The organism is Rahnella sp. PAMC25617 (assembly GCF_050606005.1).
GTDB classification, from domain to species: domain Bacteria; phylum Pseudomonadota; class Gammaproteobacteria; order Enterobacterales; family Enterobacteriaceae; genus Rahnella; species Rahnella variigena.
The window spans coordinates 1-25,925 of the sequence record NZ_JBOCUM010000007.1; the positions used below are offsets into that span (position 1 = coordinate 1).

The following is a 25,925-nucleotide window of genomic DNA, read 5'->3' on the forward strand; positions in this document are numbered from 1 at the left end:
GCCGACGCCCACGACCTTGACCTTAACCTTAAGGCCAGTTTGGGTGGCAACCCAAGGTCTTGGCCAGTTTGGATGGCAACCCAATGCCTAAGCCTTAGTGCAATAAATTATCCAGTCTGTCGTCATCAATCCCGTCCGGCTCCAGATGCGCGGTCACATCCGCTGACTTGAACAGTTTACTTACCGCCATTTCAGCGGCATCACCAATATCATGGCCGATATCCACCGTCAGGGCACCATCGACCTCAACGTGAAACTCGACAAATACGCGGTCGCCGCCGTTGCGGGTGCGAATGTCATGCACGCCGCGTACACCTTCGACACTTAATACTGCCGCTTTCACGCGCTTACGGTCATCGGCACTCAGTTCCCTGTCCAGCAATTGTTTCAGCGCATCTGCCGCCATACCGCGGGCGTTCCAGAGCATGTAGAAGGAAATCAGCAGTGCGCCGATGGAGTCGGAACGCGTCCAGCCGAAATAGCGTTCGAAAATCAGCGCCAGAAGAACAGCGATATTCACCGCGACATCCGTGACGTAATGCGCGCGGTCAGCGGCAATCGCGGTCGAGCCGGTGCGTTTCACCACGTACGTTTGCATCAGCACTAAACCGGTGGCCGCCAGAGAGCTGCCGATGATGACCCAAATCCCAAGACCAAGCTGCGCCAGAGGTTCCGGATTAATGATACGTCCGATGGATTCACCGCCCAGCACCAGCCCCGCCGCACCCAGCAGCAAGGCCTGAACAAAGGCGGCAACGGCTTCGGCTTTGCCGTGCCCGTAGCGATGGCCTTTATCAGCTGGCCGTATGGCGTAACGCACACCGATTAACGTCACCATCGACGCAAGCACATCGACCAGACCGTCGGCTGCTGACGTCAGCAACGCAATCGAACCGGTGGCAGCCCACGCCCATACTTTTACGCAGACCAGAACCAGCGCCACACACAGGGAGACCAGCGAGGCAATACGTGTCAGCCCTTTATAGGACGGTGCTGGACGGCTCATGGTTTGCTCCTGCGGAGCAGATATTTTGGGGAAGTGATCACAAGAATTTCCTGAAGCAAAGAATCAAATTTATTTGATAAATACAAATACCAGGTTCGCAGTATAACCCATTTCGTCATTTTAAGACCTTCCCTATGGTTTGGATCTTCGTGCTCTCACTGAGGTTTATTGACCTATATTTACTTGCATTTACATCAATACAATCTAGCTTAAAACAAGATTTCTTTGTTCCGGCGCGCGCGCACCGATAATCAGATGAGCATTATGACAAACGAAAAAAATAACCAGCCTTCCGCGTCTGAAGACGCACACTCAGAACTCGATTCCAGCCAGGTCAAATCAGGAGAAGGTTACAAGCAAGACACCAAAGACCAAAAAGGGTCCGATAAAGAGTCCGGTAACGACAATCAGGACAACGATGAAAAGCGCAAAGGTCCGGGCAAGAAGCCGCTGATCATCCTCGGAATTGTCGTGGTGGTGATGGTGGTCGTGTCACTGGTCTGGTGGCTGATGACCAAAGATCAGATCAGCACCGATGACGCCTTCACCGAAGGCGATGCCGTGACCATCGCGCCGAAAATCGCCGGTTATGTCACGAATCTGGCGGTGAAAGATAACCAGTTAGTCAAAAAAGGCGATCTGCTGGTAGAAATCGACCCGCGTGATGCCACCGCACAGCGCGATCAGGCACAGGCGCAGCTCGGTCTGGCCGTCGCCCAGTTGCATCAGGCTCAGGCGCAGTACGACCTGGCGAAAGTGCAGTATCCGGCGCAGCTGGCGCAGGCTAAAGCTCAGCAAACCCGTGCAGAAGCCAATTTGCTGAATGCTACCGCTGATTTCCGCCGCCAGCGCGGTGTGGATCCACGTGCCACCACCCAACAAAATATTGATACGTCCAATGCGCAGGTGCGTTCTGCAACGGCCGATCTTGAAAATGCCAAAGCGCAGGTTCAGGTTGCCGCGCAGGTACAGCTGAACATTCGTCAGGCTGAAACTAATGTTGAGGCACGTCAGCAACAGGTTGAGCAGGCGAAAGCTCAGCTGGAAACTGCGACGCTGAATCTTTCCTATGCGCAGGTTCGGGCACCGTTCGACGGCTATGTCACCAAACGTAATGTGCAGGTCGGCACGCTGGTTCAGGCCGGTACGTCGCTGTTCTCCGTAGTGTCGAAAGATATCTGGATCGCGGCGAACTATAAGGAATCGCAGCTCGAACGTATGCGTCCCGGCAACAAAGTGGAAATCACCGTTGATGCCTTCCCTGACATCAAACTTCACGGTCACGTTGACAGTATTCAGCAAGGCACCGGCTCGCGCTTCTCGGCCTTCCCGGCTGAAAATGCCACCGGTAACTATGTGAAAATCGTTCAGCGCGTGCCGGTGAAAATCGTCATCGACAGCGGGCTGGATGAAAATCATCACCTGCCGCTGGGTCTGTCAGTCGAACCGACGGTGACCGTCGAATGAATGAAGATCGCAGCTACTGGAAACCCAAGGCCAATCCGTGGGCAGTTGCCGCCGTCGTAACCATTGCGGTGTTCATGGAAATCCTGGACACCACCATCGTTAACGTGGCGCTGCCGCACGTCGCCGGATCGCTGTCTTCCAGTTATGACGAATCCACCTGGGTACTGACGTCCTATCTGGTGGCGAATGGCATCGTGCTGCCAATATCGGCGTTTCTCAGCCGCGTCATGGGGCGTAAAACTTACTTCCTGATTTGTATCGGCATGTTCACCGTCTGCTCCTTCCTGTGCGGGATCGCCACTGAACTGTGGCAGATGATTCTGTTCCGCATCCTGCAGGGCTTTTTCGGCGGTGGTTTGCAGCCGATTCAGCAATCGGTTCTGCTTGATTACTTTAAGCCGGAAGATCGCGGCAAGGCGTTTGGTCTGTCTTCCATTGCCATCATCGTCGCACCGGTTGTCGGCCCGACGCTGGGCGGTTACATCACCGATAACTTCAGCTGGCGCTGGGTGTTTCTGATCAACATTCCGGTGGGCATTATCGCCCTGCTGGCGATTTATCAGCTGCTGGAAGACCCACCGTGGGAACGTAAGGCCAAAGGCAAGCTCAGTATCGATTACATCGGTATCGGGCTGATTGCGCTGGGCTTAGGGTGCCTGCAGGTCATGATGGACCGCGGTGAGGATGACGACTGGTTTAAGTCTGGCTTTATCGTGACGTTCGCCGTACTGGCCGCTACCGGGATTGTCGGGGCGATTTACTGGCTGCTTTACGCCAAAAAGCCGGTGGTCGATTTGCGCTGTATGAAGGATAAAAACTTCGCAGTGGCCGGTTTGCTGATGGCCGGAATGGCGATGATTCTGTACGGCAGTTCGGTGGTTATTCCGCAACTGGCGCAGCAACAGCTGGGGTACACCGCCACGCTTTCCGGGCTGGTGATGTCGCCGGGCGCGATACTGATTGTGCTGTCGATCCCGCTGGTGCTTAAACTGATGCCCATCGTGCAGACGCGCTACATCATTGCGTTTGGTTTCTTCCTGCTGGCCGCCTCGTTTATCTATTCGGCGACGCTGACGCCAGATGTCGATTTCACCACGCTGGTGATGTATCGCAGTGCGCAGTCCCTCGGCCTGGGTTTCCTGTTTGTACCGCTGACCACTATTGCGTTCATCACCATTCCGCAAAGGATGAATGCCGATGCCGCCGCGCTGTTTACTATGTTCCGTAACGTCGCGGGGTCGATTGGTATTTCGCTGGCGACCGCCGGTGTGACTGAGCGAACGCAGGCGCACAGTGCCCATATGGCGCACAACATGTCGCCGCTCAACGAACAGTTTAATCAGGCGGTCAGTAAAAGCGCTGAGGCTATTCGTGATTTCGCCCACATCGTCGGCGACCCGATGCAGCTTGCCACCGTGCGCATGTATCAGGAGATGATTTCCCAATCGCGCATTCTGGCTTACATCGATGTGTTCGGTTATTGCGCCATCGTCGCCGTTATTTTGATCCCGTTTTGTTTCCTGCTTTCGCCAGTTAAGAGCGAAGGTAATGCCGGAGCACATTAAGTTGAACAAGAAAAGCTCTACTCTGAGAATTCAGCCATCCGTGATGCCGTCCTGCTCCTCCCCCTGCGAAGGGGGAGGTCGGGAGGGGGTTATACAGACAGGCACCCGCTTCCTGACTCTTTCGACATTGACGCTGGTATTAGCAGCGTGCTCCGTTGGCCCGGATTATCAGAAGCCAAACCCGGTGACGCCGACGTCGTACAACGATATGACACAGCCGAAAGACAAAGACGGCGCGTCAATTGCGCTGCCTTCTGAACCGAATCCATTGTGGTGGAAAGCGTTTAACGATCCGCAGCTCGACAGTCTGATCACCCGCGCCATTGCCGGGAATATTTCCCTGCAACAGGCAGTATTGCGTATCGCCGGTGCCCGTGAGCAGGTGAAACAGGCTGAAGGCGCATGGCTGCCGTCCGTTCAGGGCAGCGCGAAAATGACGCGTCAGCAGCTCGGGCTGAAAGGTATTCTCGATTCCAGCGGCGCATCCCAGCAGCTCAACGATCTCGGTCCGCAAGCCTCCGGTGCCATTGATACCGCCACCCGGCCGGTGAACTTGTATCAGGGCAGTTTCGACGCCAGCTGGGAGCTGGATTTATTTGGCGGCACGCGTCGTCAGGTCGAAGCCGCAAACGCGCAGACTCAGTCTTCAGTCGAACAGCGCAACGATGCGCTGGTCTCGCTGCAAGCCGAAGTTGCCCGCGCTTATCTGCAACTGCGTGGCGCGCAAAGCGTGACAGCAGCCATTCAGACGCAAATCGACGTGGCGCAGCAAACTTTAGATCTGACGCAAAACCGTCAGCAGAACGGGCTGTCGCCGCAATTAGATGTAGAGAATGCCCGTGCGCAGTTAGGTTCGCTGCGCGCTCAGCTGCCGCAATATCAGGCGCAGGAACGTCAGGCGATGAACGGACTGGCGGTTTTACTCGGTCAGACACCGGGTTCGCTGGATGCCGAACTTTCCGCGCCGAAACCGATGCCTGCCCTGCCCGCAGCCGTACCGGTCGGTGTGCCGTCACAGCTGGCGCGCCGTCGCCCGGACGTGCGTAAAGCCGAAGCGGATTTACACGCGGCAACCGCCAATATCGGGGTTTCCGTCGCACAGTTATTCCCGAGTATTTCGCTGACCGGTCAGTTCGGTATGCGTAATACCGACGTGAGTTATCTCGATAACTGGAGCAGCCATTTCTACTCGTTTGGTCCTCAGATTTCCCTGCCTATTTTCCAGGGCGGACGTCTGGTGTCCAGCGTGCATCTTTCCCGTGCGCAACAGGCCAATGCGGCGCTGAATTACCGTCAGACCGTGCTGACGGCGTTGCAGGATGTCGATAATGCGCTGGTGAATTACCGCACCGATCAGGATCAGGTCAGCGGTTTAGATCAGACAACCGAAGCGTTGCAGACCGCCTTTGATCTGGCCAGCGACAGTTACCGCCAGGGGCTTTCGACGTTCATCAACGTGCTGGATGCCCAGCGCCAGCTGGCACAGGCGCATCAGCAATCCGCTGAAGCGAAAGTGAAAACCAGCACCGATCTGGTGTCATTGTATAAAGCGCTGGGCGGCGGCTGGGAACCGTATCAAAACGTTGATTTGCCGACCTATACCGTGTTTGGTCCGGCAGCGACGCCAGATGTGAAAGTACAAACCACGTCCGGCGTGACACCGTAACGCCGGTGTTATACAAAAGGATTAATGCGAAGAGATAAAATCAGACGGCGTGGACGGGGCAGGCAATGAAAAATCTGTCAGGATAACCGTTACAAGTGATTCCTCTTTTAAGATTCCCGGTCAGCGCTTTTCTATCAGACTGCGCTATTCTGTTCAGACACTGAAATCATCCTGCCTGCGGGCAGGATTTTCGTCTGAATAACAATCGGGTAAAACAATGAACTCCATTTCCAGCGAAGATAAAAAACCCAGCTGTGATTCAGTGATCAACAGCGTGGCCTACCGCGACGGTAAGCGATTGCAGGATGTGACGGTCGAAGACATCAGTGAAGTACTGAAAGAACCGGATACGTTTGTCTGGCTGGGATTATGGCAACCTGAAGACGCCTACATGCGCAGCATTCAGGAAGAATTCGGCCTGCACGATCTGGCGATTGAAGATGCACTGACCGCCCATCAGCGCCCGAAGATCGAGCAATACGGCGAGTCGCTTTTTATCGTCACGCACACTGCGCAGAAAGTAAATGAAACCATCGAGTACGGCGAGACACACCTTTTTCTTGGCAAAAACTTCCTGATCACCGTGCGTCACGGCGCGTCATCCAGTTACAAAGACATCCGTAAACATGCCGAAGAACGCCCGGAAATGATGAGTAAAGGGCCTGCTTATGCGTTGTATTGCGTGCTCGATTCCATCGTCGATAACTATCTGGAAATTTTGCATCAGTACACCGGTCAGTTTGATGCCATCGAAAAAATGATGTTCCAGAACACCTTCAATCAGCAGGCGGTACAACAGGTGTACAGCCTGCGGCGCGATCTGTTGTCACTGCGCAACGCCGCCGTGCCGATGGAAGATATCTGTAATCAGCTCAGCCATCATTATGAAGAACTGATGCCTAAAAGCCTGCGCGCCTATATCCGCGACGTACAGGACCACGCCAATCAGGTCATCCGCACGACTGACGATGTGCGCGAAATGCTGTCCAACGCCATGCATGTCAATCTGGCACTGGTGTCCGTGCATCAGAATGAAGTGGTGCAACGGCTGGCAGGCTGGGGCGCGATCCTGGCAATCCCGACGGTGATTTTCAGTCTGTACGGTATGAACTTTAAAAATATGCCGGAGCTGGATGACTGGTGGGGATATCCGGTAACACTGGGTGTGACTGTCGTCGGTTGCGGATGGCTTTACTGGAAACTCAAAAAATCCGGCTGGCTTTAAAATCAAGACCTTGGGCTCGCCGCCCACACCCACAAAACCTTGGGTTGCCACCCAAACTGGCCTTAGGGTCAAGGTCGTGGGCTCGCCGCCCACACTGGCCCAAAGGGTTTTAAACGAAACCCTTTGGAATCCTGCGTTTTTTTAACTGCGCGCTCCGCTCGCTGGCTATGTTTCAGGGAACACTGCGACAGGCTGGAAATCTTGCCGCTTTGCGGTTCCTTCACTCGGTCCTGGAGCCTAAGGTCTCCAGGCCGCTCCGTTCAGCAAGCTTTCTGAATCGCCCGCACGATCTTAAATTCAAAAACAGACTGTTTTCATCTTTTAGAAAAGTTGACTGGCGTGCTCAAAATTCAGCTGAACGGAGCGGCTTCAAGACCTATGGCTTGAAGACCGAGAGAAGGCAGTGCGAAGCACCTGAATTTGCGCCACTCACCAATGTGCCGGAACATGTCCATCGTCCCAGCGATAGCGCGCAGTGAAAGAGCCCGGGGGGTCTTGGGGGGTGGCGGCGATAGGCCGCCCCCCAAGTCGGTGTGGGCCGACGCCCACGGTGTTGACCTTGACCTTGACGTTAAAAACGGGCGCGGGTAGCCAACCCCGCACTTTTCACTCTTCCACCGGAGCAACCCTCTCTGCCGGTTTCTCCAAAATCATCGTCTGCGTCTGACTCAGACTGATCCCCGCTGCCCGCAGCATTTTGAGGATTTCGTACAGCAAATCACTGCGCGTGCCGCTGACCATGCGCGGGCTGTTCACGTAGCCGGTCACGCTCAGCACAATCCCGGTCGGGCCCAGTTCTTTGAAACTTACCGAGGCCGGTGGATTTTCCAGAATAGATTCGTGCAGGTTGTAGGCTTCCAGCAGCAAGGTCTTAACCTGTTCAGGGTCGATATCCAGCGGGAATGTCAGTGCGATAGTTGCCACGCCCTGCGCGTTGCCCATGGTGGCGTTACGCACGTTCTGCGATATCAGCTGGGAGTTCGGTACAATCACGGTGGATTTATCACTCAGCTGAATTTCAGTAGCGCGGACATTAATACGACGGATGTCCCCTTCTACACCGCTGATGCTGATCAAATCCCCTACTTTCACCGGACGCTCTGTCAGCAGGATCAGACCGGAGATAAAATTCTTCACAATCTCCTGTAAACCGAAACCGATACCGACCGACAACGCACTGACGATCCACGCCAGTTTGTTCCATTCAATACCCAGCGACGACAGCGTCAGCAGAATGATCAGCACATAACCCACGTTGGTGAACAGTGTCACCAGCGAGGCGCGCATTCCTCGGTCCATCATGGTTTTCGGCAGGAAATCGTTATCCAGCCAGCGGCGTGCGGAGCGCAGAATATACCAGCCGACCACCAGACACAGCACCGCGTTAACCGCGTGCGCCGGAATGATGTTCATGCTTTCGAGGCCTTTACCGCCCCAGATATCGACCACTTTTGCCAGCAATTCCAGCGGCGTCGTGGTGCCGAACGTACCGTTAAGCAGCGCAATCGCGGCCATCAGCAGCAGCGCGGTTTTACCGATTGCCGAGAATAATGTGGCAGCCAGAGACAGATGGCGGTCATTGACGCTCAGCGTGCCTTTGAGGATTTTGCCGCTGTGCGTGGTCGGCGAAAATACGCTTTCGCAGAGATCAACAACGAAGTGGATCAGCAGGTACAGGCAGCTGACCACCAGACCAATCCACAGCAGTTCGAAGGTCACGAAACGTGCCAGCGGGATGTAACCGATCAGCAACGCCATCAGAATGACAAAAGCGGTCAGGCTGATCACCAGGTGGATAAGCCCCGCCAGCGTGGAACGCGCTTCGGTCTGCTCGCCTTCTGCCTTCATTCTGCGGCGCATACGGTTGACGCGAACCGGTGCAATCAGGCAGTTGAGCGCCACCAGTAACGCCGCTAATCCGTTGCCGAATAAGGTGGCGGAGACGCTGGCACCGACCAGGTTATTCAGTTGTTCAATAATGCCGAACAGGAAAATAAAGCCCGCCAGCAGAACCGGGAATGACGCCAGCGTTTTCGCCAGCGGATCCGCAATTCCCGGCAGACGCCATGACGGATGGTTATTAGAAAGTAACGCAATACCCAGCCCGGCGATCACCGCAGAGAAATAGGTCAGTTCAACCAGTTGTTCGGCGAATTCTGTCACCCACGGCGAAGTATCCGGCAGCCGGGTGAAAATATAGCCCAGCAACTGGACGCTGATGCCCAGAGTTAACGTGGTGCTCAGCGTGGTGAAACAGGCCAGGAAACTGCGACGAAAGCGTCCCTGCGGCAGCCAGCGCGGCAGGATCCAGTTCATCGGTTTGTCCAGCACGCGGCGGCCAAACACACCAATCACCAGTGCCAGGAACAGATAAATGCCGGTGCCGACGCGCCAGTCATCACTCCACGCCTGCGTCCAGGCATCTTTAACCTGCGAACCAAAATCATCAAAACGTGCCGCATCATCATCGTTTGGCGTAATCAGCGGTGCCCAGAAATTGCTGCCAAGAATGCTGCCGGTATTGAGCGCAATCTGGGTTTTCAGTGCGTCACGACGTAAGCCAGCGATTTGCGAAGACAGATTTTGTGCGCCAACGGCAATCGCTTTGGTCTGCTCGAGTTGTGTGGTCATCAGCGTTTTGCTGGCGTTAAGCTTATTACGCTGGCTGATCACCTGAGGAGTTTCAGTGAGCGTGCCCGGCGCAGGTGCCGGGCCAAGAACGTCCAGCTGTGCCTGCACCTGCGCCAGCTGAGGGGTCAGCGCGGCAGTCAGCTTGTCGGCATCTTCTGCCAGTTTCTGTGCGGCATCGGTCAGGCCGGTGTATTTCTTATCTGTTTTCGCCGATGAAACCTGCTGTTTCAGCTGATCCAGACGCTTTTGTAATGCCGGTAAGGCGGTGGTGACATTCACTTTTACCGGTTGTTCTGCTGTGTCAGGCTGACCGGTACTGTCGTCCGCGTAACTCAGTACAGGCGTCAGGAATAAACATGACAACAATGCCAGCAGCAGCGGCACTCTTAACATTTTTTGCATAGAAGGATGATTCCGGGAGCTCGAAAAATTATTTTTTTAGAAAAGCGGGAGAAGAATACTCTTTCTTATTAAGAAGAATAGTAGGGATTGTCTGTTTGTTTCACTGTCTGAAAACGGACAGCCCGCAGAAAGGGCTGCCCTTGATCAGATTAGTCGTTTTTACCCAGCATCTGGCGGAGGATCGCAGCGGAATCCGCCGGTTGCAGTGCCAGAATGCCTGAATACAGACTGATGGAAATTTCACAGACCTTTTCGCGATCGACATCCGGTTTGGTCAGGTCGCTGAACATCTGCAATTGCTCGCCGTACATATTCGCCAGCGCCTCGCGCACCGGCGCCATCATCTGGACCACTTTTTCAGTGCTGACGGCCTGAGGCTGCGCCGTCTGCCCGCTGCCGGTCGCCAGCAGTAAATCATTCATAGTGTTGAGATCTTTCTGGAACAATGCCGGTGGCAGAACCTCCGCAGTATTAATTCCGCCGCTGACCTGCGGATAAAGGAATTTGAAGCAGCTGCCGTCTTTGCGCGCCTGCAACGTCTGCATTTCTTCAAGATTGACCTGCATCGCCTCGTTCACATTGGCGTCCGGCGCATGGGTGATACGCTGCGAGAGCAGAACGGATACCATCGGTTTCACGGTGTCGATCGCGTCCTGCTGCGTTTTGCCCTCTTTCTTCATGTTCAGAATATTGCTGCGGATTTGCGCGTAAAGCGCCGGTTCCTGCATTTTGATGGTGTTATACAGCGGCAGGGCTTCCAGCGCCTGGTCGATCTTCTGCTCTTCGCTGTTGCCTGCCAGACGCGGTTTGACCAGTCCGCCCCATAAAATATTGCCGCCGACAATCAGCACCAGAAATAAAACGACCGCCGGGATGCGCCCGATTTTGCCTCTTTTATGTAACGCGCCGAGCAGCGAGCCAACCACTACGCCGCTGATGCCCCACACCATCACTTCTGTCCAGTTCATAATCCGTTGCCTTCAGAAAAATTTAGTGACTTCCAATTTGTGCGACCGCATCACGGCTGGCGTCAATACGCGCCTGCCCGTGCAGTTCTGTCAGTTTGCCCGTCCGCATTTCCAGCAGGCGGTCAGCGTGTTCAAAATAGTGATCATCGTGACTGATTGCCAGCACGGTTTTGCCCATATCACGCAATTGCGGCAACAGCTCACGGTAGAACGTCCGGCGGAACTGCGGATCCTGATCGGCTGCCCATTCGTCGAGCAGCAGGAAGTCTCGCCCTTCTGCCGCCGCCAGCAGCAACGCCACGCGCTTACGTTGCCCCTGTGAGAGTTGCAGGTTAGTGACTTCGTTGCCGCTGAACTGGAGTTTTTCTTTCATTTTCAGTCGTTGCAGCCAGTCTTCCACGACCAGCGGATCCGGCTGTCCGCCTTGCGGGCCAATCAGCTGACCAAACAGATGGAAATCAGTAAAGACTGCCGAGAAGATCTGCCGATACTGTTCAGCATTTTCTGCCGTAACCGGCACGCCATCGAGCAGGATCTGCCCGGAACGCGGCTGATACAGGCCGGTCAGCAACATCGCCATGGTGGATTTTCCGCTGCCGTTGCCGCCAATCAGAAAGACCAGTTCGCCGCGGGTAATGGTCAGATTCAACGGACCTACGCCAAAACCGGCGCCCTCTGATTTGCCTTCATAACTGAACACCAGGTCGCGTAATTCCAGCGTCTGCCACTGTTTTGCAGCAATGGCTGGCGTAAACGCCTCATTATATTCCGCCAGTTTCAGCGATTTCAGTTTGCCAAACGCCACCTGCGCGCTGAGCAGCGTCGGCAGTGCGCCGACCGCCTGCAACATCGGTGTACGCAGGAATAACAACGTCAGGGAATAGGTCGCCGCCACTTCGGTATTGGACCAGCCCATGCCGTTGGCCATGAAGAACACCAGGCCGATTGCGCCCAGCATCATGATATTCGACCAGTTCACGGCGCTCAGATGGAAAGTATCTGCGCGGATAATGTGGTGGCGATACTCTTCAGCATCTTTGCGATAAACCTCATCGAACAGATGACGCGCCCGCTCGCGGTTCAGCGCCAGCTCTTTGCGCCCTTCGATCACTTTCTGGTAATCGGTTTGCAGTTTGTCTTCCGCCTCGCGCACTTTCGCCAGATGGCGGTAAACGTGAGACACCAGCTTAAAGCCGCCAAAGATAGTGATCACCAGCCAGATAACCGTCACCAGCAGCATTTCCGGCGACAACCACGCCAGATATCCGGCGCAACCAATGGTCAGGATAATCCCCTGCACCAGTTCCGGCAGACGCACGAACGCCAGTGTGATATTGCGGATGTCACTGCCAAGGCTCGCAAGCAGTTGTGCATTACCGATCTGCTCGATACGCTCAATATCGGTGTCTAAAATACGTTTGATGAATTGTCCGCGCAGGCGGTAAATGAAGTGGTGCCCCAGCACGGTCAGGGCCAGCTGGGAGCCCAGCGTCACGGCCATCAGCAGCAGTAACAGCCCGAGAAATTCCGGCAGGACAATTAAAGAAGCCTGTGTGGTTTGAATCAGTTTCAGATTGATAAACGCGATCAGGCCAATGCCCAGAACGGCGCTGAGCAAACTCAGCGCCATCACCCCTAAAAACGGCCAACGGTATTGCTTAAAAACAACGCGTAACAACTCCATGAATTTTTCTCGTTCTGAATGCAGGAAAATGATGCTGCACGCAGTTTAATGACACATCTTGTCATATCAAGAACAATTCTCATTTTCCCGGTCATCCGGTCGGATCACCATGCGCTCAAACTTGCCAGCCACTACCAGATAGCCAAACATGCCGAGTAAACCGTGTGCGCCAACAAACCACAACGCGAGGTTAAAGGAGCCGGTCGCCGCCACGATATAGCCGATCACTACCGGCGTAATAATCCCGGCCACATTGCCCAGACAGTTAAACACCCCGCCACTCAGGCCGATCATTTTCTCCGGTGCCGTATCGGACATCACCGCCCAGCCAATCGCTGATAAACCTTTGCCAAAGAACGCCAGCGTCATCAGCGCAATCACCGCCGCATCAGTGGAAACAAAGTTCGCCATCGCCAGCATGGCGGCAAAAAACATACCCAGCACAAACGGTGTTTTTCGCGCTTTTGACGGACTGACGCCGCGGCGGATCATGTAATCCGACATCACACCGCCCAGCACCCCGCCGGTAAAGCCGCAAATCGCTGGTAACGCGACCACCCAGCCAGCCTGCATGACCGTCATCCCGCGCCCTTTGATCAGGTAAATCGGGAACCAGGTCATAAAGAAGTAACTCATCGAGGTAATGCAGTACTGACCAATATAAATGCCCCACAGCGTGCGACTCTGGAACAGTTGCATCACTTCGCGGAAGGTGAATTTCTGGCGCGAAGCACGGCGGTTAAGTTCGAGATCGACCAGCGCACCGTTGGCGCGGATGTGTTCGAGTTCGGCAGGTTTGATGTGCGGACTGCTGTGCGGTTCTTTATAAAAGGCGAACCATAAAATCCCGGCGAACAGCCCGACCGCGCCCATCCACAGGAATACATGTTCCCAGCCGAGCGCGTGAGTCAGCCACGCCATGATCGGGGTGAATACGCCAATCGCCATGTACTGCGCGGAGTTAAACAGCGACGTCGCCGTGCCGCGTTCATTGGTCGGGAACCAGCAGGCGACAATGCGTGCATTGGCGGGGAATGCCGGAGACTCTACCAGACCGAGCATAAAGCGCAGGAAGAACAGCATGATAGCCGCCGAAATCCCGCTGACGCCGAACCAGCCGACAGTACCCTGCAACATAGTAAACACTGACCACAGTATCAGGCTGCAACCATAGACCCGCCGTGCGCCGAATTTATCCAGCAGCCAGCCACCGGGGATTTGCCCGATCATATATGCCCAGGCAAACGCCGAAAAAACCATGCCGAGCATCACCGGATCGAGGTTCAGCACCCGCGACACTTCCGTACCGGCAATCGACAGCGTGGCGCGGTCGGCATAGTTAATCACCGTGATGGCAAAAATCATTCCGAGGACCACGTAACGGAAATGACCCGGTTTCACCGCCTCTGCTGCCGATTCGCGGACCAGCGGTTTGGCGTTATCTGACACATCTGTAGGGGACGTCATGTTTTCTCTCCAGACTTATGAGTGCATTCCTTGCTTTTTGTGACCGGAGACACAGTTTTTGCCGTTTCGGTCACGCCATTCAGATCTAAAAAATCCAAATTAATTAACAGAGTAGAAACATTTAACGATACGGTCTAAGTTAAAAAGACAATGGAACAAGTCAAAAATTGAATGATTGAATTAAACCAGTTGCGCTGTTTTGTGGCGGTCGCGGAGGAATTACATTTCGGACGCGCGGCGAAAAGATTGTTTATGACGCAGCCTCCGCTGAGCCGTCAGATCCAGTTACTCGAACATGCGCTTGGCGCGTGTTTGCTGGAAAGAACCAACCGGCACGTCAGTCTGACGGCCTCGGGAAAGACGTTTTTGCGCGATGCAAAACTGATCCTCGAGTTCACCGGACAGGCGCAGGAAACTGTAAAACGCGTCGAGAAAGGGGAAATCGGGAGGCTGATGCTGGGGTTCACTGCCGTCAGCGGCTACTGGCAAATTCCGCAGATTATTGCGCTGGCGGCGCAGGAACTGCCGGAAATTACGCTGGTGCTCAAAGAGATGGTGTCTTCCGCGCAGCTTCAGGCGCTGGCGGCGCGTACGCTGGATATCGGCTTTGTGCGCCAGCCGGTGGCGCTATTTCCCCTCGCCTATCAGTGTGTGCTGCGCGAGCCGTTATGCGTGGCGCTTCCCGCTGCCTCCGTTCTGGCGGCGAAACCGCGTATCCGTCTGCGCGACTTTGCTGGTCAGCCGTTCATTATGTATTCCGCCACTGAAGGCAAATACTTTTACGACTGTGTGGCCGGGCTGTTTGCCCAGGCCAACGTCGTGCCACATTACGTGCAACATTGCAGCCAGACCCACACCATTCTCGGGCTGGTACGCGCCGGTCTCGGGCTGGCGATTGTGCCGGAAAGCGCCCGCCAGCTGGGCTTTCCAGATATTGAGTTCCGCCCGCTCAGCCACCCCGATGCCTTTGCTGAAATTTACATGGCCTGGCGGCAGGACGGCGAAACCCCGGCGCTGGCTGCTTTCCGGCAACTGGTGACGGCGCACAGCACCGCAAATGGCGCTATCGCAAGAAAAAAGCTGACAGGCCGCCGCACGCTTCCTAAACTGAGGTAATGGATAAAGAACAAGAACTTCGCCGAAGTAAACGTAACGCGCTGGGGCTGCTGCTGATTGCCGCCGCCCTGTTTGTCATCACCCTTTTCCTGCCACCCAACTTCTGGGTTTCCGGGCTGAAAGCCATTTCCGAGGCCGCGATGGTCGGCGCAATGGCTGACTGGTTTGCGGTCGTGGCACTGTTTCGCCGTGTGCCGGTGCCGTTCGTCGCCTCACATACGGCGATCATCCCTAAAAACAAAGACAAAATTGCCGATAATCTGGCGGTCTTCGTGCAGGAGAAATTCCTCGCCCCCGCGACCCTTATCACGCTTATCCGTCAGCATGACCCCGCACGGATGCTGACCGACTGGCTGAATGCGCCGGATAACGCGCAGCGGTTTGCGAAATATGCCGTGAAGATGATCCGCGGATTTCTGGATGTCACCGACGATCAGCGTATCGCCCAGCTTATGCGCCGCGCGCTGTATCGGGTGATCGACAAAATCGACCTGTCAGCCTCAATGGCCACCCTGCTGGAAAGCCTGACTAAAAACGGACGCCATCAGGAGCTGCTTGATCAGGCGATGGATCAGCTGGAAATCTTGCTGGCAAAAGACAGCACGCGGCAGTTTATTTCCGCGCAGATTGTCGGCTGGATGAAACGGGAACATCCGCTGACCGCCAAACTGCTGCCGACCGGCTGGCTGGGACGCAACGGCGCGGACTTAGTGTCCAATGCAGTGAATTCAGTGCTCGACGATATGGGCAATGATAAAACCCACGCCTTCCGTAAAGGGTTTGACCGCTCGGTGCAGAACTTTATCTGGAAGCTGCAAAATGACCCCGCGACCGCGCAGAAGGCCGAAGACATCAAGCAATACCTGAAAGATGACGAGAAGCTTAACGCGTACGTGTTGCAGCTGTGGGGCGATATGCGTAACTGGCTGAAAGACGATTTAGAAAGTGAGGATTCGCGGGTGTTCGCCAAAGTCACCGAATCCGGGCAATGGCTGGGCAATGCGCTGGCACAAGATGAAAAGCTGCGCCTCTCGCTGAATCAGCAGATGGAAACTATTGCGGAGAAAGTCGCACCGGAATTTGCCGAATTCCTGACGCGTCATATCAGTGACACGGTAAAAGGCTGGGATCCGCGTGATATGTCACGGCAAATTGAGCTGAACATCGGCAAGGATTTGCAGTTTATCCGCATCAACGGCACGCTGGTCGGCGCCTTTATCGGTCTTGCGCTGTATCTGCTTTCGCAACTGCCAGTGGCAATCCCGTGGGTGATGGCGCGGATTTAACCGAGCCTGCTTAAGTCGTGTGTTAGCTCTTAATACCCCAGCCCACCCCTCCGGTTTAGACCGTGGAGGCTGGGAGGGAGTATTAAAGACAAATCAAAAAGCTAAAATATGCGCCCGCCATTATTTTATCGAACTACTTTATTGCCTGATTAATCCCAAAAGAATAGAATCACCCGACTTAAATATAACAAAAACGCTTTTATTCGGATTTTTATTACCAGCAAGGATGCGGAAACATGATTTATTTGATCAGGGTAACTCTTTTGCCCGCTATTATTTTGTTATCAGGATGCAGTTCTCAGCCCAATATATCTCAGCAGGCAGAACTTCAGCCCTCTGTCAGTAAAACAACCTTACATTTGCAAAGAATTTCTACGCTGGAAGATAAAGACGCGGTTACGATTACTGCAGGGCAATTACAACCAGGAGATATTCTGCTTTCTTCCTCTACAGGCGTGACATCACTGGGCATCAGATTATTCAGCATGACTGGCGTCAGCCATGCCTCGGTGTATCTGGGTAACGGAGAAGTGGCTGAAGCGGTCGGAGATGGCGTACAAATAATTTCTTTAGAAGACGCATTAACTCACAGCAACTCCATGGTGAGTTTACGCAAGCAAAAATTAACAGACTTACAGGCCGCGAAATTAAGAATTTTCTCTCAGAATAATCAGGGTAAGAAATACAATTATAAGGGCATCATTATTATTGCGCCTTATACATTGACGCGAAGAGTTTGTGATTTACCGCTGTTTTTCGGAAAGGGAAGAAGCACCTGTATAAACACTTTGGCTACCGTCCAGATGGGTGATGCTCCAGAAACGCAGACAACTTTTTTCTGTTCCCAGTTTGTTATCGAAGCCTTTAATTTTGCAGGCAGTCCTGTTACAGCCTCAAACGCGCTCTGGATATCTCCTGCTGATCTTCTGCACATGCGTGAGGGAGATGTCTCTTCTTTCACACCCGTTCAGCCACTGCAATATGTCGGTCATCTGAAAAAGTGGAATTTATATAACGCGGTGTTTGGTTGACTGTTAATGCTCCCCCTTTGCAGAGGGAGCAAAACACATTACTTCACAGATTTACTGAATGCATCTACCGCCAGAATAGCATTCGCTACGTCTTCGGCAGAAAGAGTGTGGTTCAGGTTACCCAGCGTATCGCCCTCGCCGCCTGCCAGCGCACCGACTTTCACCAGATTGGCGAACGATTCGTTTTCCAGATGCATTTCTTTCAACGTGGTTGGCATTTTGATGGCGCGGTAGAAGCGAACGTATTTCGCGATCTCTTCGTCAGGACGCTGTTCCAGTACCATTTGCGTCAGCGTACCGTACGCCACTTTTTCGCCATGGGTCAGATGGTGAATATCACCTGAAATCGCGGTAAAACCGTTGTGGATGGCATGTGCGCCCGCCAGACCGGCATTTTCAAAGCCCAGACCGGAAAGCAGTGTGTTGGCTTCCACGACCGCTTCTACCGCCGGTGTCACCAGTTTCTGCTCAACCGCGGTATAGGCGCTGTAGCCGTAAGTCAGCAGCGTTTTCTCGCACGCTTCTGCTATCGCCATACCGGCAATTGTCGGGTCGCCGCCCACCATGGAATGAGAATGTGAACGCAGCACAGCCTGCGCCTCAACAAACGTCGCCAGACCGTCAGCAATACCGGAAGCAAACAGGCGTACCGGAGCCTGTGCGCAGACATGGGTATCAACCAGTACCAGGTCCGGGTTTTTGTTGTAGAAGCGATAAGATTCGAAAACGCCTTCATCCGAATAGATAACGGATAGTGCGCTGCACGGCGCATCAGTGGAAGCCACGGTCGGCACAATCACCACATTTTGCTTCAGTTCATCGGCAATAGCTTTTACGGTATCCAGCGTTTTACCGCCGCCGAGGCCGACCACTACCTTCGTTCCCGCATCGCGGGCGATGGCGGCAAGACGGGTAATTTCGTTGGCCGAGGCTTCTCCGTTAAAGCGTTCATAATGGAATTCAACGTCGGCTTTTTTCAGTGACGCGTTAACGCGATCACCGATAATTCCCCAAACGACATCATCAGCTATCAGGAATGATTTTCCGCCCAGAGCAGGCAGATAATCCCCTAATTCATCCAGAACACCGCTGCCCTGAACGTATTTCCTTGGCGAAGAGAAGATAAATTTACTCATGATAAAAACCTCTTTTCGTTGATAATGCTTACGTGAATAACTACCCCGAGGGTAACGCAGCGCGGCAGGAAGCCCAACCCTTTTAATTCACATTAACAGCATGACTCGCAAAGAAAATTTTCAAATAATGAGGATGTTTAAGATATTGCGGCAAATAATTTTCCGATCAAGTAATACCCCAAAATGATTATATAAACCGGCATGATTTCCTCACAAAATTCATTCCGTCGATTGTTAGCTTTCATCTATTGAATACATCAATAAAAGCGACTTCCGCTTATCAGCCAGTCACGTATTATTCACTTCATTGGCAGCACGTCGTAAGCAGTGGTCATTAGCCAGCTCGCTGTTAGCCATTCCATTAATATTTTGAACATTAATAAGGGAACAGCATGTATAACTTTCAGCGCTACAATGCCAAAGAACTGGCGCTTGCCTATATGAGCAGCAAACCACACGATTTTTCGCCAAATGAATTTTTACAGCAGTTGAAAGAAGTCGAAAAATCTTTCGATGCTGCGCTGAGAAATCCTCAGCAACAGCCGCAGAACGGAATGCTGGTGAAGGCGTTTTGATTGCCATCCTGGCTTTCATCAGTTGAGTACCGTGCGTTACCCTTGCTTTACCCGTTAAAGCATTTTGCAAGATCCTGTGTCTGGTTCACCTGCAAAAAATAATAATGTAGAAAAGCAAAAGCCCCGAATGATCGGGGCTTTTTGTATTTTTATCAGTCACAGCTCCCCCAAATCATTCAAGCTGCAGGAAGGCGGCAAACGAACGAATCCCGATGAGCTGATTAAAGTCAGTGATTCGGGTGAGCGAATGCAGTCAACGCACCTGCGGCCTGAAGGATGACGGGGACTATTTCGTCATTTTACGATCGTCAATGTACTTGCGTTTTTCCGGCGCGGGCGGGAAATACTGATACAGCCAGGTTTCTGACAAGGCAGTCTGTCCGTTACGCAGGAACATACGCAGCTCAACCGGTGCGACAGAATCGCTGTCCGGATACCAGTCGAACAGAATGCGATAACCGTCGAACGGCTGCACATACAGAATCTCGATATTTTTGATTTTCCCGTGAGAGACGTTGATGACCGGCTCGATGCCTTTATCGGCAAACGCTTTCAGCTCGCCGCCAACGAAATCGATGGCAAAACGGCGCGCCCAGACCTGCGGATAGTTTTCGCCTGGTGCCCAGCCTTCCGGGAAACCGCCCATACCGGTACGGGTCGCCAGCACATTGGCCAGCGGGCTGCGGTGCGGCGGCTCAGAACTCCAGTACAGTTTGTAGCTGAAGCTGAACTCAGCGCCAGATTTCACCGGTTTTTCCGGCTGCCAGAAGCACACCACGTTATCCAGCGTTTCGCCGGTCGTCGGGATTTCCATCAGGTTAACCGCGCCCTTCCCCCAGTCTCCGACCGGTTCGACCCACAAACTCGGGCGTTTGTTATACCAGCCAATGACATCCTGATAATTGTCGAAATCATGGTCTAGCTGCAACAAACCAAACCCTTTCGGGCTGTTATCGCTGAATGCGTTGAATTGCAAACTCTGCGGGTTATTCAGCGGACGACAAATCCATTCGCCGTTGCCAGTCCACATTTCCAGACGATCTGAGTCGTGAATTTGCGGATGGATCGTATCGCAACGCCCGCGTTCACTGGTGCCACAGCTGAACATACTGGTCATCGGAGAAATACCCAGCTGTTTGATGTCCTCGCGGGCATGCAGGTGGTTTTCGATTTCCATCACCACGCGGGTCGGTTCGCAGTGGATCACGAATTTATAGGCCCCCGTGATGCTCATGCCGTCCAGCAGCGCATAAACGGTGAACGTGGTATCGCCGGGTTTCGGGGTATCAAACCAGAATGCAGTAAAATCCGGGAATTCCTCCGGCTGATCCGTGAAGGTATCCACCGCCACACCGCGCGCTGACAGGCCGTACTGGTAGGTATCATCCACCGCACGGAAATAACTGGCGCCGAGGAAAGACACCACGTCGCGACGCGTCAGTTCCGGCGCTTTATTGACTTTAAAACCGGCGAATCCGAGATTTGAGAAGCCTTCCAGCTGCTTTGTATCCACACCTGCATCGTGATAGTTGAACAGTTCAGGGCGGAAATGAATCTCACGCGCCATATGTTTCACCGGATCCACGGAATACATGCGCACACGGCGCTTAAAGCCCATACCGACGTGGAATAATTCCACATCCAGCTGGCGGTCCGGCAGACCATTCCACAGTGAATGCGCATGGTCGTACTGAATGGCGTTGTAAGCCTGCGGCGTCAGTTCAGCCAGCGTTTTAGGCAAGGGTTGAGGCGCGCCACCGTAGGGCTTGTCCGCCAAATCTTTCGCCATTTTTTTCAGCGCATTGAAATCAAACGGCAATTCGCCGCCGTCTGCCACATTCGCCTCTGCCGCTTCTGCGGAACGGGTGAACAGTGTGGACATTGCCGGCACACCACACCAGGCGGCGAGTGCCATAGATGCTTTAATAAATGCTCTTCGTTCCATGCCAGAATCGTTTCCTGTACTGGGCAAAAAATCTGGGGCTTCGTCACAAAAACGCAGTCCCCGCGTATTCAGAATTTTCGACCCTAAGGCTAACGTAAAATTCACAAGCCGAGTACAAGAAATTGAATGCATTCAGCTAATATTTCGCTTGAAAAAGTTAGCGCTTATGACTGCACTCATCCCCCGTATGGCACGGGTTGAGAGGGTTTTTGGAAACAAGGGATTGAGCCGTAAAGAATACCCTGTTTAAGGGAGATAACCGCAGAGGACTTTAGGAGCATTCTGTTACCGCAAAGTTGCAACTCACCCTGTGACAGTGTCACTCATTAATTTCCCACACCCTCTTATAAATGTTATAAATTTGTAAAGCAAAATTCCTCATAGCGGAGTTAACGCATGTCAGATGAACTTATCCAGAAGAAGGTCCGGGCGCTGTACGCTCAGCTCACCGGTGAGATTTCACTTCCCTGTTCACTTCATATAAATGGCGCCGGAAATCTGCCGTCTTATTATCGGGTCACCCCGCTTATCACCGCGTCCGTGGCATTAGCCGGAATGGCGCTGTCACGGTTACTGGCACTCAGGCATGGCGGACATGAAACCGTGACCGTCGACCGGCGGCTGGCGTCGCTTTGGTGTAAAACCAGCATCAGGCCAGAAGGCTGGGAAATTCCACCCGCCTGGGACAGTCTGGCGGGTGACTACGCGACAGCAGATGGCTGGATCCGTTTGCATACCAATGCGCCTGCGCACCGCAAAGTGGTGGAAACGCTGCTCGGAAAAGCACAAAGCCGCGAAGCACTGGCACAGCGGGTCATTATGTGGAAAAAGGCTGAACTGGAACAGGCCGTGGTGCAGGCGGGAGGATGCGCCGCGCAGATGCTCAGCCCGGACCAATGGCAGCAGCATATTCAGGGAAAATCCCTGCACAATGAGCCGTTGTTTCAGCGCTCTTTAACACCGGCAGCCATGCTGCCGCAGTGGGCATTATCGCGTGAAAAACCGCTGGCAGGCATTAAGGTTCTGGATCTGACGCGGATCATCGCCGGGCCGGTCGCCACACGTTTTCTGGCCGGACTGGGTGCCGATGTGTTGCGTATCGATCCTTTCGGCTGGGATGAAACCAGTCAGGAAGCCGATGTCACTTTGGGTAAACATTGTGCGCGGCTCAATTTGCATAACCCGCAGGACCGGCACCGGTTCGAAGAATTATTACGTGACGCAGATGTGATTGTTCATGGCTACCGTGCCGGTGCGCTGCACAAACTCGGCTATGGCAGCGAGCAGCGTCGTGCTATTGCGCCGGGTCTGGTGGATGTCTGTCTGAACGCCTATGGCTGGAGCGGGCCGTGGCGCGAGCGGCGAGGCTTCGACAGTCTTGTGCAGATGAGTTGTGGCATTGCGGAACAGGGAATGAAGCTGTCGGGGAGCAATAAACCGGTGCCTCTGCCAGTTCAGGCGCTTGATCACACCACTGGTTATCTGATGGCCGCAGCCGTTTTGCAAGGTTTAGCCCAACGGGTGGAGACCGGTCAGGGCAGCGAATTCCGTCTGTCGCTGGCACGTACCGCCCGGGAACTGATGGAAAATGGCGCATCCGCCGCCAGCGATGAATCGCTGATTGGATCCGCAGAACAAGCCGACTTCTCAACGGAGGCGGAAATCACCGTCTGGGGCAATGCCCGGCGTTTGCTTGCGCCGGTCTGGCTGGAAAACACGTCGCTGCAGTGGGATTTACCGGCTTCACCGCTCGGTTCTTCCCCCGCTGGCTGGCGGTCAATGTGAGGATTTCACGGTAATAATGAAAACGCCGCCTTGCGATATTGCAGCGGCGTTTTGCCGATCATTTTCTTGAAACGGGTGATGAAATACGGCGCATCAGAAAAGCCGCATTGCAGCCCGATCTCTTCAACCGAACGGTCGGTTGAGCGCAGCAGTTCACAGGCGCGTTTTACCCGCCGCGTGGCGAGATAATCCTGAATAGAGCCGCCCGTTTCCTGCCCGAATACCCGTGATATATAGCTTTCTGAAAGACCCAGCGCAGCCGCAAGGTCTGCCAGTGAAAACTTCCGCACGTAATTTTCTTCGATCCATTGCATCACTTTCGAAGCCGTCGTGCGGCTGATGGTTTTCGGCTGCCCGTCTTCCGCAGGCATAAACACCATCAGTTGCAGGATAAGCATGGTGATTTCTTCCCATTGATCCGCCTGCGGTTCGGGCAACTGATTAAACTGTTCGAGGATCACTTCGATATGACTGGCATGATCGCTCAGGTCAAAAATCGGCGCGGCACGGTCGGCATCCCAAAGACTGGCGAATCGCCTGCGGCGCTGCGGGAATGATTGCAGACAGCCATCCAGCAACTGATGATCGAGGTGAATTGTGGTGCGCAGATACGCGTTCTTCTCGTCCGCTTCCACAAAAACTTTATGCAGTTTGAATGGCGGGAAGACAAACATCCGACCCGGTCGTAGCGTGTATTGCTGATTATCGACAATCACAATGCCGTAGCCCTGACTGACAAAAAGTAATTCCAGGCACTGATGCCAGTGAAAATAATTAGCGCTGCCGCGGCTCATCCGGTTAAAAGAAACCTGACGTTCGTTAAGGGCAATACGTTCGAGATAATCAGATGCCGGCATTCGGGTCGTTTCCTCGCAGTGTATTTTTGCGTCTTTTTTCTTCAGGACAACAAAACACAATTTTCAGTCTGTTTTTTATAATTTAAGCCCTTTTACCCGCCATTTAATAACCACAACTTTAAAAATCACGTCATTCTGTGAAGCAGTTAACAATCAGCACTTCTCACTTCTCTATATTTCAGTCTCGACGCAGAGAATTGAAATAATATTTCAAATTAATAAACCTTTATTTTCTGGTTCCCATTCAGTCACCGGGAGAACTTTGATGACCCTGAATATTGTGAATATCGATAACCCGTTGCGTACCCGCGACGATGTGCAGCAACTGCTTAATGAACTTCTCTCGGCGGTGTCGCCGTATACAGAAGAAGGTAAAAGCGGCATTGATTTGGGAAACTCCACCACGCATTACGGTAAAGAGGTCGCCAAAATGGAGGCGCTGTCGCGCATGCTGTGGGGGATTTTTCCGCTGCTGGCCGGTGGCGGCGAATGCGCAGATCTGCCCTTTTACCTGAATGCCATTCGCCTGGGTACCGACCCGCAGCATCCTCAATACTGGGGGAATATCCGCGATTTCGATCAGCGATGCGTAGAAATGGCCGCCTTCGGTGTCGGGCTGACGCTCCTTAATAAGCAACTCTTGCAGCATTTCACCCCGCAGGAACAGCAGAACCTGGCGGCGTGGCTGGATCAGGGGCGTGATGCGACCATTCCCAATAACAACTGGAATTTCTTCCCGATCATGGTGCAGATGGGCTTTAAGCAAAGCGGTCTGCCCTGGGATCAGGCTGCCGCAGGCGCCCGTTTTGAATTGATGGAAAGTTATTATCTTGGCGATGGCTGGTATTCCGATGGTCCGGGCCGTCCGCGTGATTACTACATTTCAATGGCGTTTCATTATTACGGACTGCTTTACGCACAAAATATGGCGGATGTGGATGCGCCGCGTGCCGCCATGCTTCGTGAACGTGCGCAGCGTTTCGCTCAGGATTTCATCACCATGTTCTCCGCAGAGGGTGCGGCCGTGCCTTTCGGCCGCAGCCTGACCTATCGCTTCGCCGAAGCGGCTTTCTGGAGCGCCGCCGCGTACAGCAAACTGGACGTTTTCACGCCGGGCATCATCAAAGGTGTGATCTTGCGTCATCTGCGGCACTGGCTGAAAGAGCCTATTTTTGACCGTGACGGCGTGCTCAGTATTGGTTATCACACGCCAAATCTGGTGATGGCCGAAGACTATAACGCGCCGGGTTCCCCTTACTGGGCGTGCAAACTGTTTCTGGTGCTGGCCCTGCCACAGGACGATGCGTTCTGGCAGGCCGACGAAGCACCACTGCCGGAACTATCCCGCGCTCACTGCATTCCTCATGCCAGTCAGATCCTGACCCGCGATGCCGAAGGTGAGCATGTGGTGATGCTGACCTCCGGGCAGCTTGAGCTGAATAACTTTGTAAATACCGAAGCCAAGTACACCAAATTCGCCTATTCCAGCCAGTTCGGTTTCACACTGGATCGTGGCCGTTACGGGCTGAATCACGCCGGTTGTGATTCGATGCTGATGTTCTCTGAAGGCGACGGATATTTTCGCGGACGTCGCGACTGTGCCGAAACCCGCATCACCGGCTCGATGATTTATTCCCGCTGGCTGCCGTGGCATGACGTTTGCGTCCGCACCTGGCTTATTCCTTGCGGCGACTGGCATCTGCGGGTTCATCACATCGAAAATCAGCGTCCGCTTGATACAGCCGAAGGCGGATTTGCGGTCATTCAGGAACCTTCCACGCAAGCTGAATTCACCGGCGATCGCCGTGCGATAACGGTCACAGCACGTAACGGCATCAGCCGGATTGTCAGCCTGGAAAGTCACGCTGTGCGGGAAGCCGGTACGGTGATCACACCGCCGAACAGCAGCATTATGTTTGCCGAAACGGCAGTCATTCCGGTGCTGCAAAACAGCCTTCCCGCAGGTTCACACTGGCTGATCACCGCCGTATGTGCGTCGGCAAGCAGTGATATCAGCAACAAAGACGTGCCGGAAGTCAGTCTGGAGGGCGCGCAATTGCGCTGGCAGTCTCCCGGCCACAGCGGCCAGATAACGTTAGGTTAACCGTCAGAG

18 protein-coding genes are annotated in these 25,925 nt (G+C 53.8%); 10 read left to right on the plus strand and 8 right to left on the minus strand.

The features are described 5' to 3' along the window. Positions 1-94: 94 nt before the first annotated feature. On the minus strand, positions 95-1,006 hold the full coding sequence (locus ACM615_RS10955) for a cation diffusion facilitator family transporter (RefSeq protein ID WP_120164026.1): 912 nt from the start codon (positions 1,004-1,006) through the stop codon (positions 95-97). Positions 1,007-1,270: 264 nt separating this feature from the next. Here ACM615_RS10955 and ACM615_RS10960 point away from each other — a divergent pair, with 264 nt between their 5' ends. The 4 genes from ACM615_RS10960 to corA all read left to right on the plus strand — a co-directional run bounded on the left by ACM615_RS10960 (position 1,271) and on the right by corA (position 6,929). Then, positions 1,271-2,473, plus strand: coding sequence for an HlyD family secretion protein (locus tag ACM615_RS10960; protein ID WP_129638764.1), 1,203 nt, complete (start codon positions 1,271-1,273; stop codon positions 2,471-2,473). After that, entirely contained in the window at positions 2,470-4,038 is a 1,569-nt protein-coding gene (locus ACM615_RS10965) for a DHA2 family efflux MFS transporter permease subunit (RefSeq protein ID WP_129638763.1), read from the plus strand. The genes ACM615_RS10960 and ACM615_RS10965 overlap by 4 nt, the downstream gene beginning before the upstream one ends. Further along, positions 4,022-5,704, plus strand: a complete 1,683-nt coding sequence (locus ACM615_RS10970) for an efflux transporter outer membrane subunit (protein WP_129638762.1) — start codon at positions 4,022-4,024, stop codon at positions 5,702-5,704. Before ACM615_RS10965 ends, ACM615_RS10970 begins: the two co-directional genes overlap by 17 nt. Before the next feature lie 217 nt (positions 5,705-5,921). Then, on the plus strand, positions 5,922-6,929 hold the full coding sequence (gene corA / locus ACM615_RS10975; protein WP_129638761.1) for a magnesium/cobalt transporter CorA: 1,008 nt from the start codon (positions 5,922-5,924) through the stop codon (positions 6,927-6,929). A 606-nt stretch (positions 6,930-7,535) separates the two neighbouring features. On the opposite strand, the gene ACM615_RS10980 is transcribed toward corA, so the two are convergent. From ACM615_RS10980 to ACM615_RS10995, 4 genes are all read right to left on the minus strand, one after another. Beyond that, positions 7,536-9,962, minus strand: a complete 2,427-nt coding sequence (locus tag ACM615_RS10980; protein ID WP_112290232.1) for a DUF3772 domain-containing protein — start codon at positions 9,960-9,962, stop codon at positions 7,536-7,538. 149 nt (positions 9,963-10,111) lie between these two features. Beyond that, positions 10,112-10,930 (minus strand): hypothetical protein, encoded by an 819-nt coding sequence (locus tag ACM615_RS10985; RefSeq protein WP_129638760.1) that lies wholly within the window; start codon positions 10,928-10,930, stop codon positions 10,112-10,114. A gap of 22 nt (positions 10,931-10,952) precedes the next feature. Next, on the minus strand, positions 10,953-12,614 hold the full coding sequence (locus tag ACM615_RS10990; protein WP_120164033.1) for a multidrug ABC transporter permease/ATP-binding protein: 1,662 nt from the start codon (positions 12,612-12,614) through the stop codon (positions 10,953-10,955). 66 nt (positions 12,615-12,680) lie between these two features. Beyond that, positions 12,681-14,081, minus strand: coding sequence for an MFS transporter (locus ACM615_RS10995; RefSeq protein ID WP_129638759.1), 1,401 nt, complete (start codon positions 14,079-14,081; stop codon positions 12,681-12,683). Between the two features lie 171 nt (positions 14,082-14,252). Between ACM615_RS10995 and ACM615_RS11000 the strand changes: the two genes are divergently transcribed. The 3 genes from ACM615_RS11000 to ACM615_RS11010 all read left to right on the plus strand — a co-directional run bounded on the left by ACM615_RS11000 (position 14,253) and on the right by ACM615_RS11010 (position 17,514). Further along, on the plus strand, positions 14,253-15,197 hold the full coding sequence (locus tag ACM615_RS11000) for a LysR substrate-binding domain-containing protein (protein WP_129638758.1): 945 nt from the start codon (positions 14,253-14,255) through the stop codon (positions 15,195-15,197). Further along, a complete protein-coding gene (locus ACM615_RS11005; RefSeq protein WP_129638757.1) occupies positions 15,197-16,483 on the plus strand; it encodes a DUF445 domain-containing protein in 1,287 nt (428 codons plus the stop codon). Before ACM615_RS11000 ends, ACM615_RS11005 begins: the two co-directional genes overlap by 1 nt. 236 nt (positions 16,484-16,719) lie before the next feature. After that, on the plus strand, positions 16,720-17,514 hold the full coding sequence (locus tag ACM615_RS11010; RefSeq protein ID WP_129638756.1) for a YaeF family permuted papain-like enzyme: 795 nt from the start codon (positions 16,720-16,722) through the stop codon (positions 17,512-17,514). A 38-nt stretch (positions 17,515-17,552) separates the two neighbouring features. Here the strand turns inward: ACM615_RS11010 and ACM615_RS11015 are convergent, their stop codons facing one another. Next, complete coding sequence (locus tag ACM615_RS11015) at positions 17,553-18,650, minus strand: glycerol dehydrogenase (RefSeq protein WP_129638755.1); 1,098 nt, start codon at positions 18,648-18,650, stop codon at positions 17,553-17,555. A 392-nt stretch (positions 18,651-19,042) separates the two neighbouring features. Between ACM615_RS11015 and ACM615_RS11020 the strand changes: the two genes are divergently transcribed. Beyond that, positions 19,043-19,225, plus strand: coding sequence for a hypothetical protein (locus ACM615_RS11020; protein WP_112289272.1), 183 nt, complete (start codon positions 19,043-19,045; stop codon positions 19,223-19,225). A 286-nt stretch (positions 19,226-19,511) separates the two neighbouring features. Here ACM615_RS11020 and ACM615_RS11025 read toward each other — a convergent pair whose 3' ends face one another. Then, positions 19,512-21,170: a glucan biosynthesis protein D gene (locus ACM615_RS11025; protein WP_112289271.1), complete on the minus strand. Its 1,659-nt coding sequence runs from the start codon at positions 21,168-21,170 to the stop codon at positions 19,512-19,514. A gap of 396 nt (positions 21,171-21,566) precedes the next feature. Here ACM615_RS11025 and ACM615_RS11030 point away from each other — a divergent pair, with 396 nt between their 5' ends. Next, complete coding sequence (locus ACM615_RS11030; RefSeq protein ID WP_431011883.1) at positions 21,567-22,955, plus strand: CoA transferase; 1,389 nt, start codon at positions 21,567-21,569, stop codon at positions 22,953-22,955. A 5-nt stretch (positions 22,956-22,960) separates the two neighbouring features. Here ACM615_RS11030 and ACM615_RS11035 read toward each other — a convergent pair whose 3' ends face one another. After that, positions 22,961-23,812, minus strand: coding sequence for an AraC family transcriptional regulator (locus ACM615_RS11035; protein WP_430320960.1), 852 nt, complete (start codon positions 23,810-23,812; stop codon positions 22,961-22,963). A gap of 265 nt (positions 23,813-24,077) precedes the next feature. Here ACM615_RS11035 and ACM615_RS11040 point away from each other — a divergent pair, with 265 nt between their 5' ends. Further along, positions 24,078-25,916, plus strand: coding sequence for a DUF2264 domain-containing protein (locus tag ACM615_RS11040; RefSeq protein WP_431011884.1), 1,839 nt, complete (start codon positions 24,078-24,080; stop codon positions 25,914-25,916). The last annotated feature ends 9 nt before the right edge of the window (positions 25,917-25,925 follow it).

Excerpts from the sequence above, each read along its gene's own strand:
- ACM615_RS10985 (WP_129638760.1), bottom strand. The coding sequence starts at position 10,930 with ATGAACTGGACAGAAGTGATGGTGTGGGGCATCAGCGGCGTAGTGGTT.
- ACM615_RS10970 (WP_129638762.1), top strand. The coding sequence starts at position 4,022 with ATGCCGGAGCACATTAAGTTGAACAAGAAAAGCTCTACTCTGAGAATT.
- ACM615_RS11000 (WP_129638758.1), top strand. The coding sequence starts at position 14,253 with ATGATTGAATTAAACCAGTTGCGCTGTTTTGTGGCGGTCGCGGAGGAA.
- ACM615_RS10995 (WP_129638759.1), bottom strand. The coding sequence starts at position 14,081 with ATGACGTCCCCTACAGATGTGTCAGATAACGCCAAACCGCTGGTCCGC.
- ACM615_RS10980 (WP_112290232.1), bottom strand. The coding sequence starts at position 9,962 with ATGCAAAAAATGTTAAGAGTGCCGCTGCTGCTGGCATTGTTGTCATGT.
- corA (WP_129638761.1), top strand. The coding sequence starts at position 5,922 with ATGAACTCCATTTCCAGCGAAGATAAAAAACCCAGCTGTGATTCAGTG.
- ACM615_RS11025 (WP_112289271.1), bottom strand. The coding sequence starts at position 21,170 with ATGGAACGAAGAGCATTTATTAAAGCATCTATGGCACTCGCCGCCTGG.
- ACM615_RS11030 (WP_431011883.1), top strand. The coding sequence starts at position 21,567 with ATGTCAGATGAACTTATCCAGAAGAAGGTCCGGGCGCTGTACGCTCAG.
- ACM615_RS10965 (WP_129638763.1), top strand. The coding sequence starts at position 2,470 with ATGAATGAAGATCGCAGCTACTGGAAACCCAAGGCCAATCCGTGGGCA.
- ACM615_RS11035 (WP_430320960.1), bottom strand. The coding sequence starts at position 23,812 with ATGCCGGCATCTGATTATCTCGAACGTATTGCCCTTAACGAACGTCAG.
- ACM615_RS10960 (WP_129638764.1), top strand. The coding sequence starts at position 1,271 with ATGACAAACGAAAAAAATAACCAGCCTTCCGCGTCTGAAGACGCACAC.
- ACM615_RS10955 (WP_120164026.1), bottom strand. The coding sequence starts at position 1,006 with ATGAGCCGTCCAGCACCGTCCTATAAAGGGCTGACACGTATTGCCTCG.
- ACM615_RS11040 (WP_431011884.1), top strand. The coding sequence starts at position 24,078 with ATGACCCTGAATATTGTGAATATCGATAACCCGTTGCGTACCCGCGAC.
- ACM615_RS11015 (WP_129638755.1), bottom strand. The coding sequence starts at position 18,650 with ATGAGTAAATTTATCTTCTCTTCGCCAAGGAAATACGTTCAGGGCAGC.
- ACM615_RS11020 (WP_112289272.1), top strand. The coding sequence starts at position 19,043 with ATGTATAACTTTCAGCGCTACAATGCCAAAGAACTGGCGCTTGCCTAT.
- ACM615_RS11010 (WP_129638756.1), top strand. The coding sequence starts at position 16,720 with ATGATTTATTTGATCAGGGTAACTCTTTTGCCCGCTATTATTTTGTTA.
- ACM615_RS11005 (WP_129638757.1), top strand. The coding sequence starts at position 15,197 with ATGGATAAAGAACAAGAACTTCGCCGAAGTAAACGTAACGCGCTGGGG.
- ACM615_RS10990 (WP_120164033.1), bottom strand. The coding sequence starts at position 12,614 with ATGGAGTTGTTACGCGTTGTTTTTAAGCAATACCGTTGGCCGTTTTTA.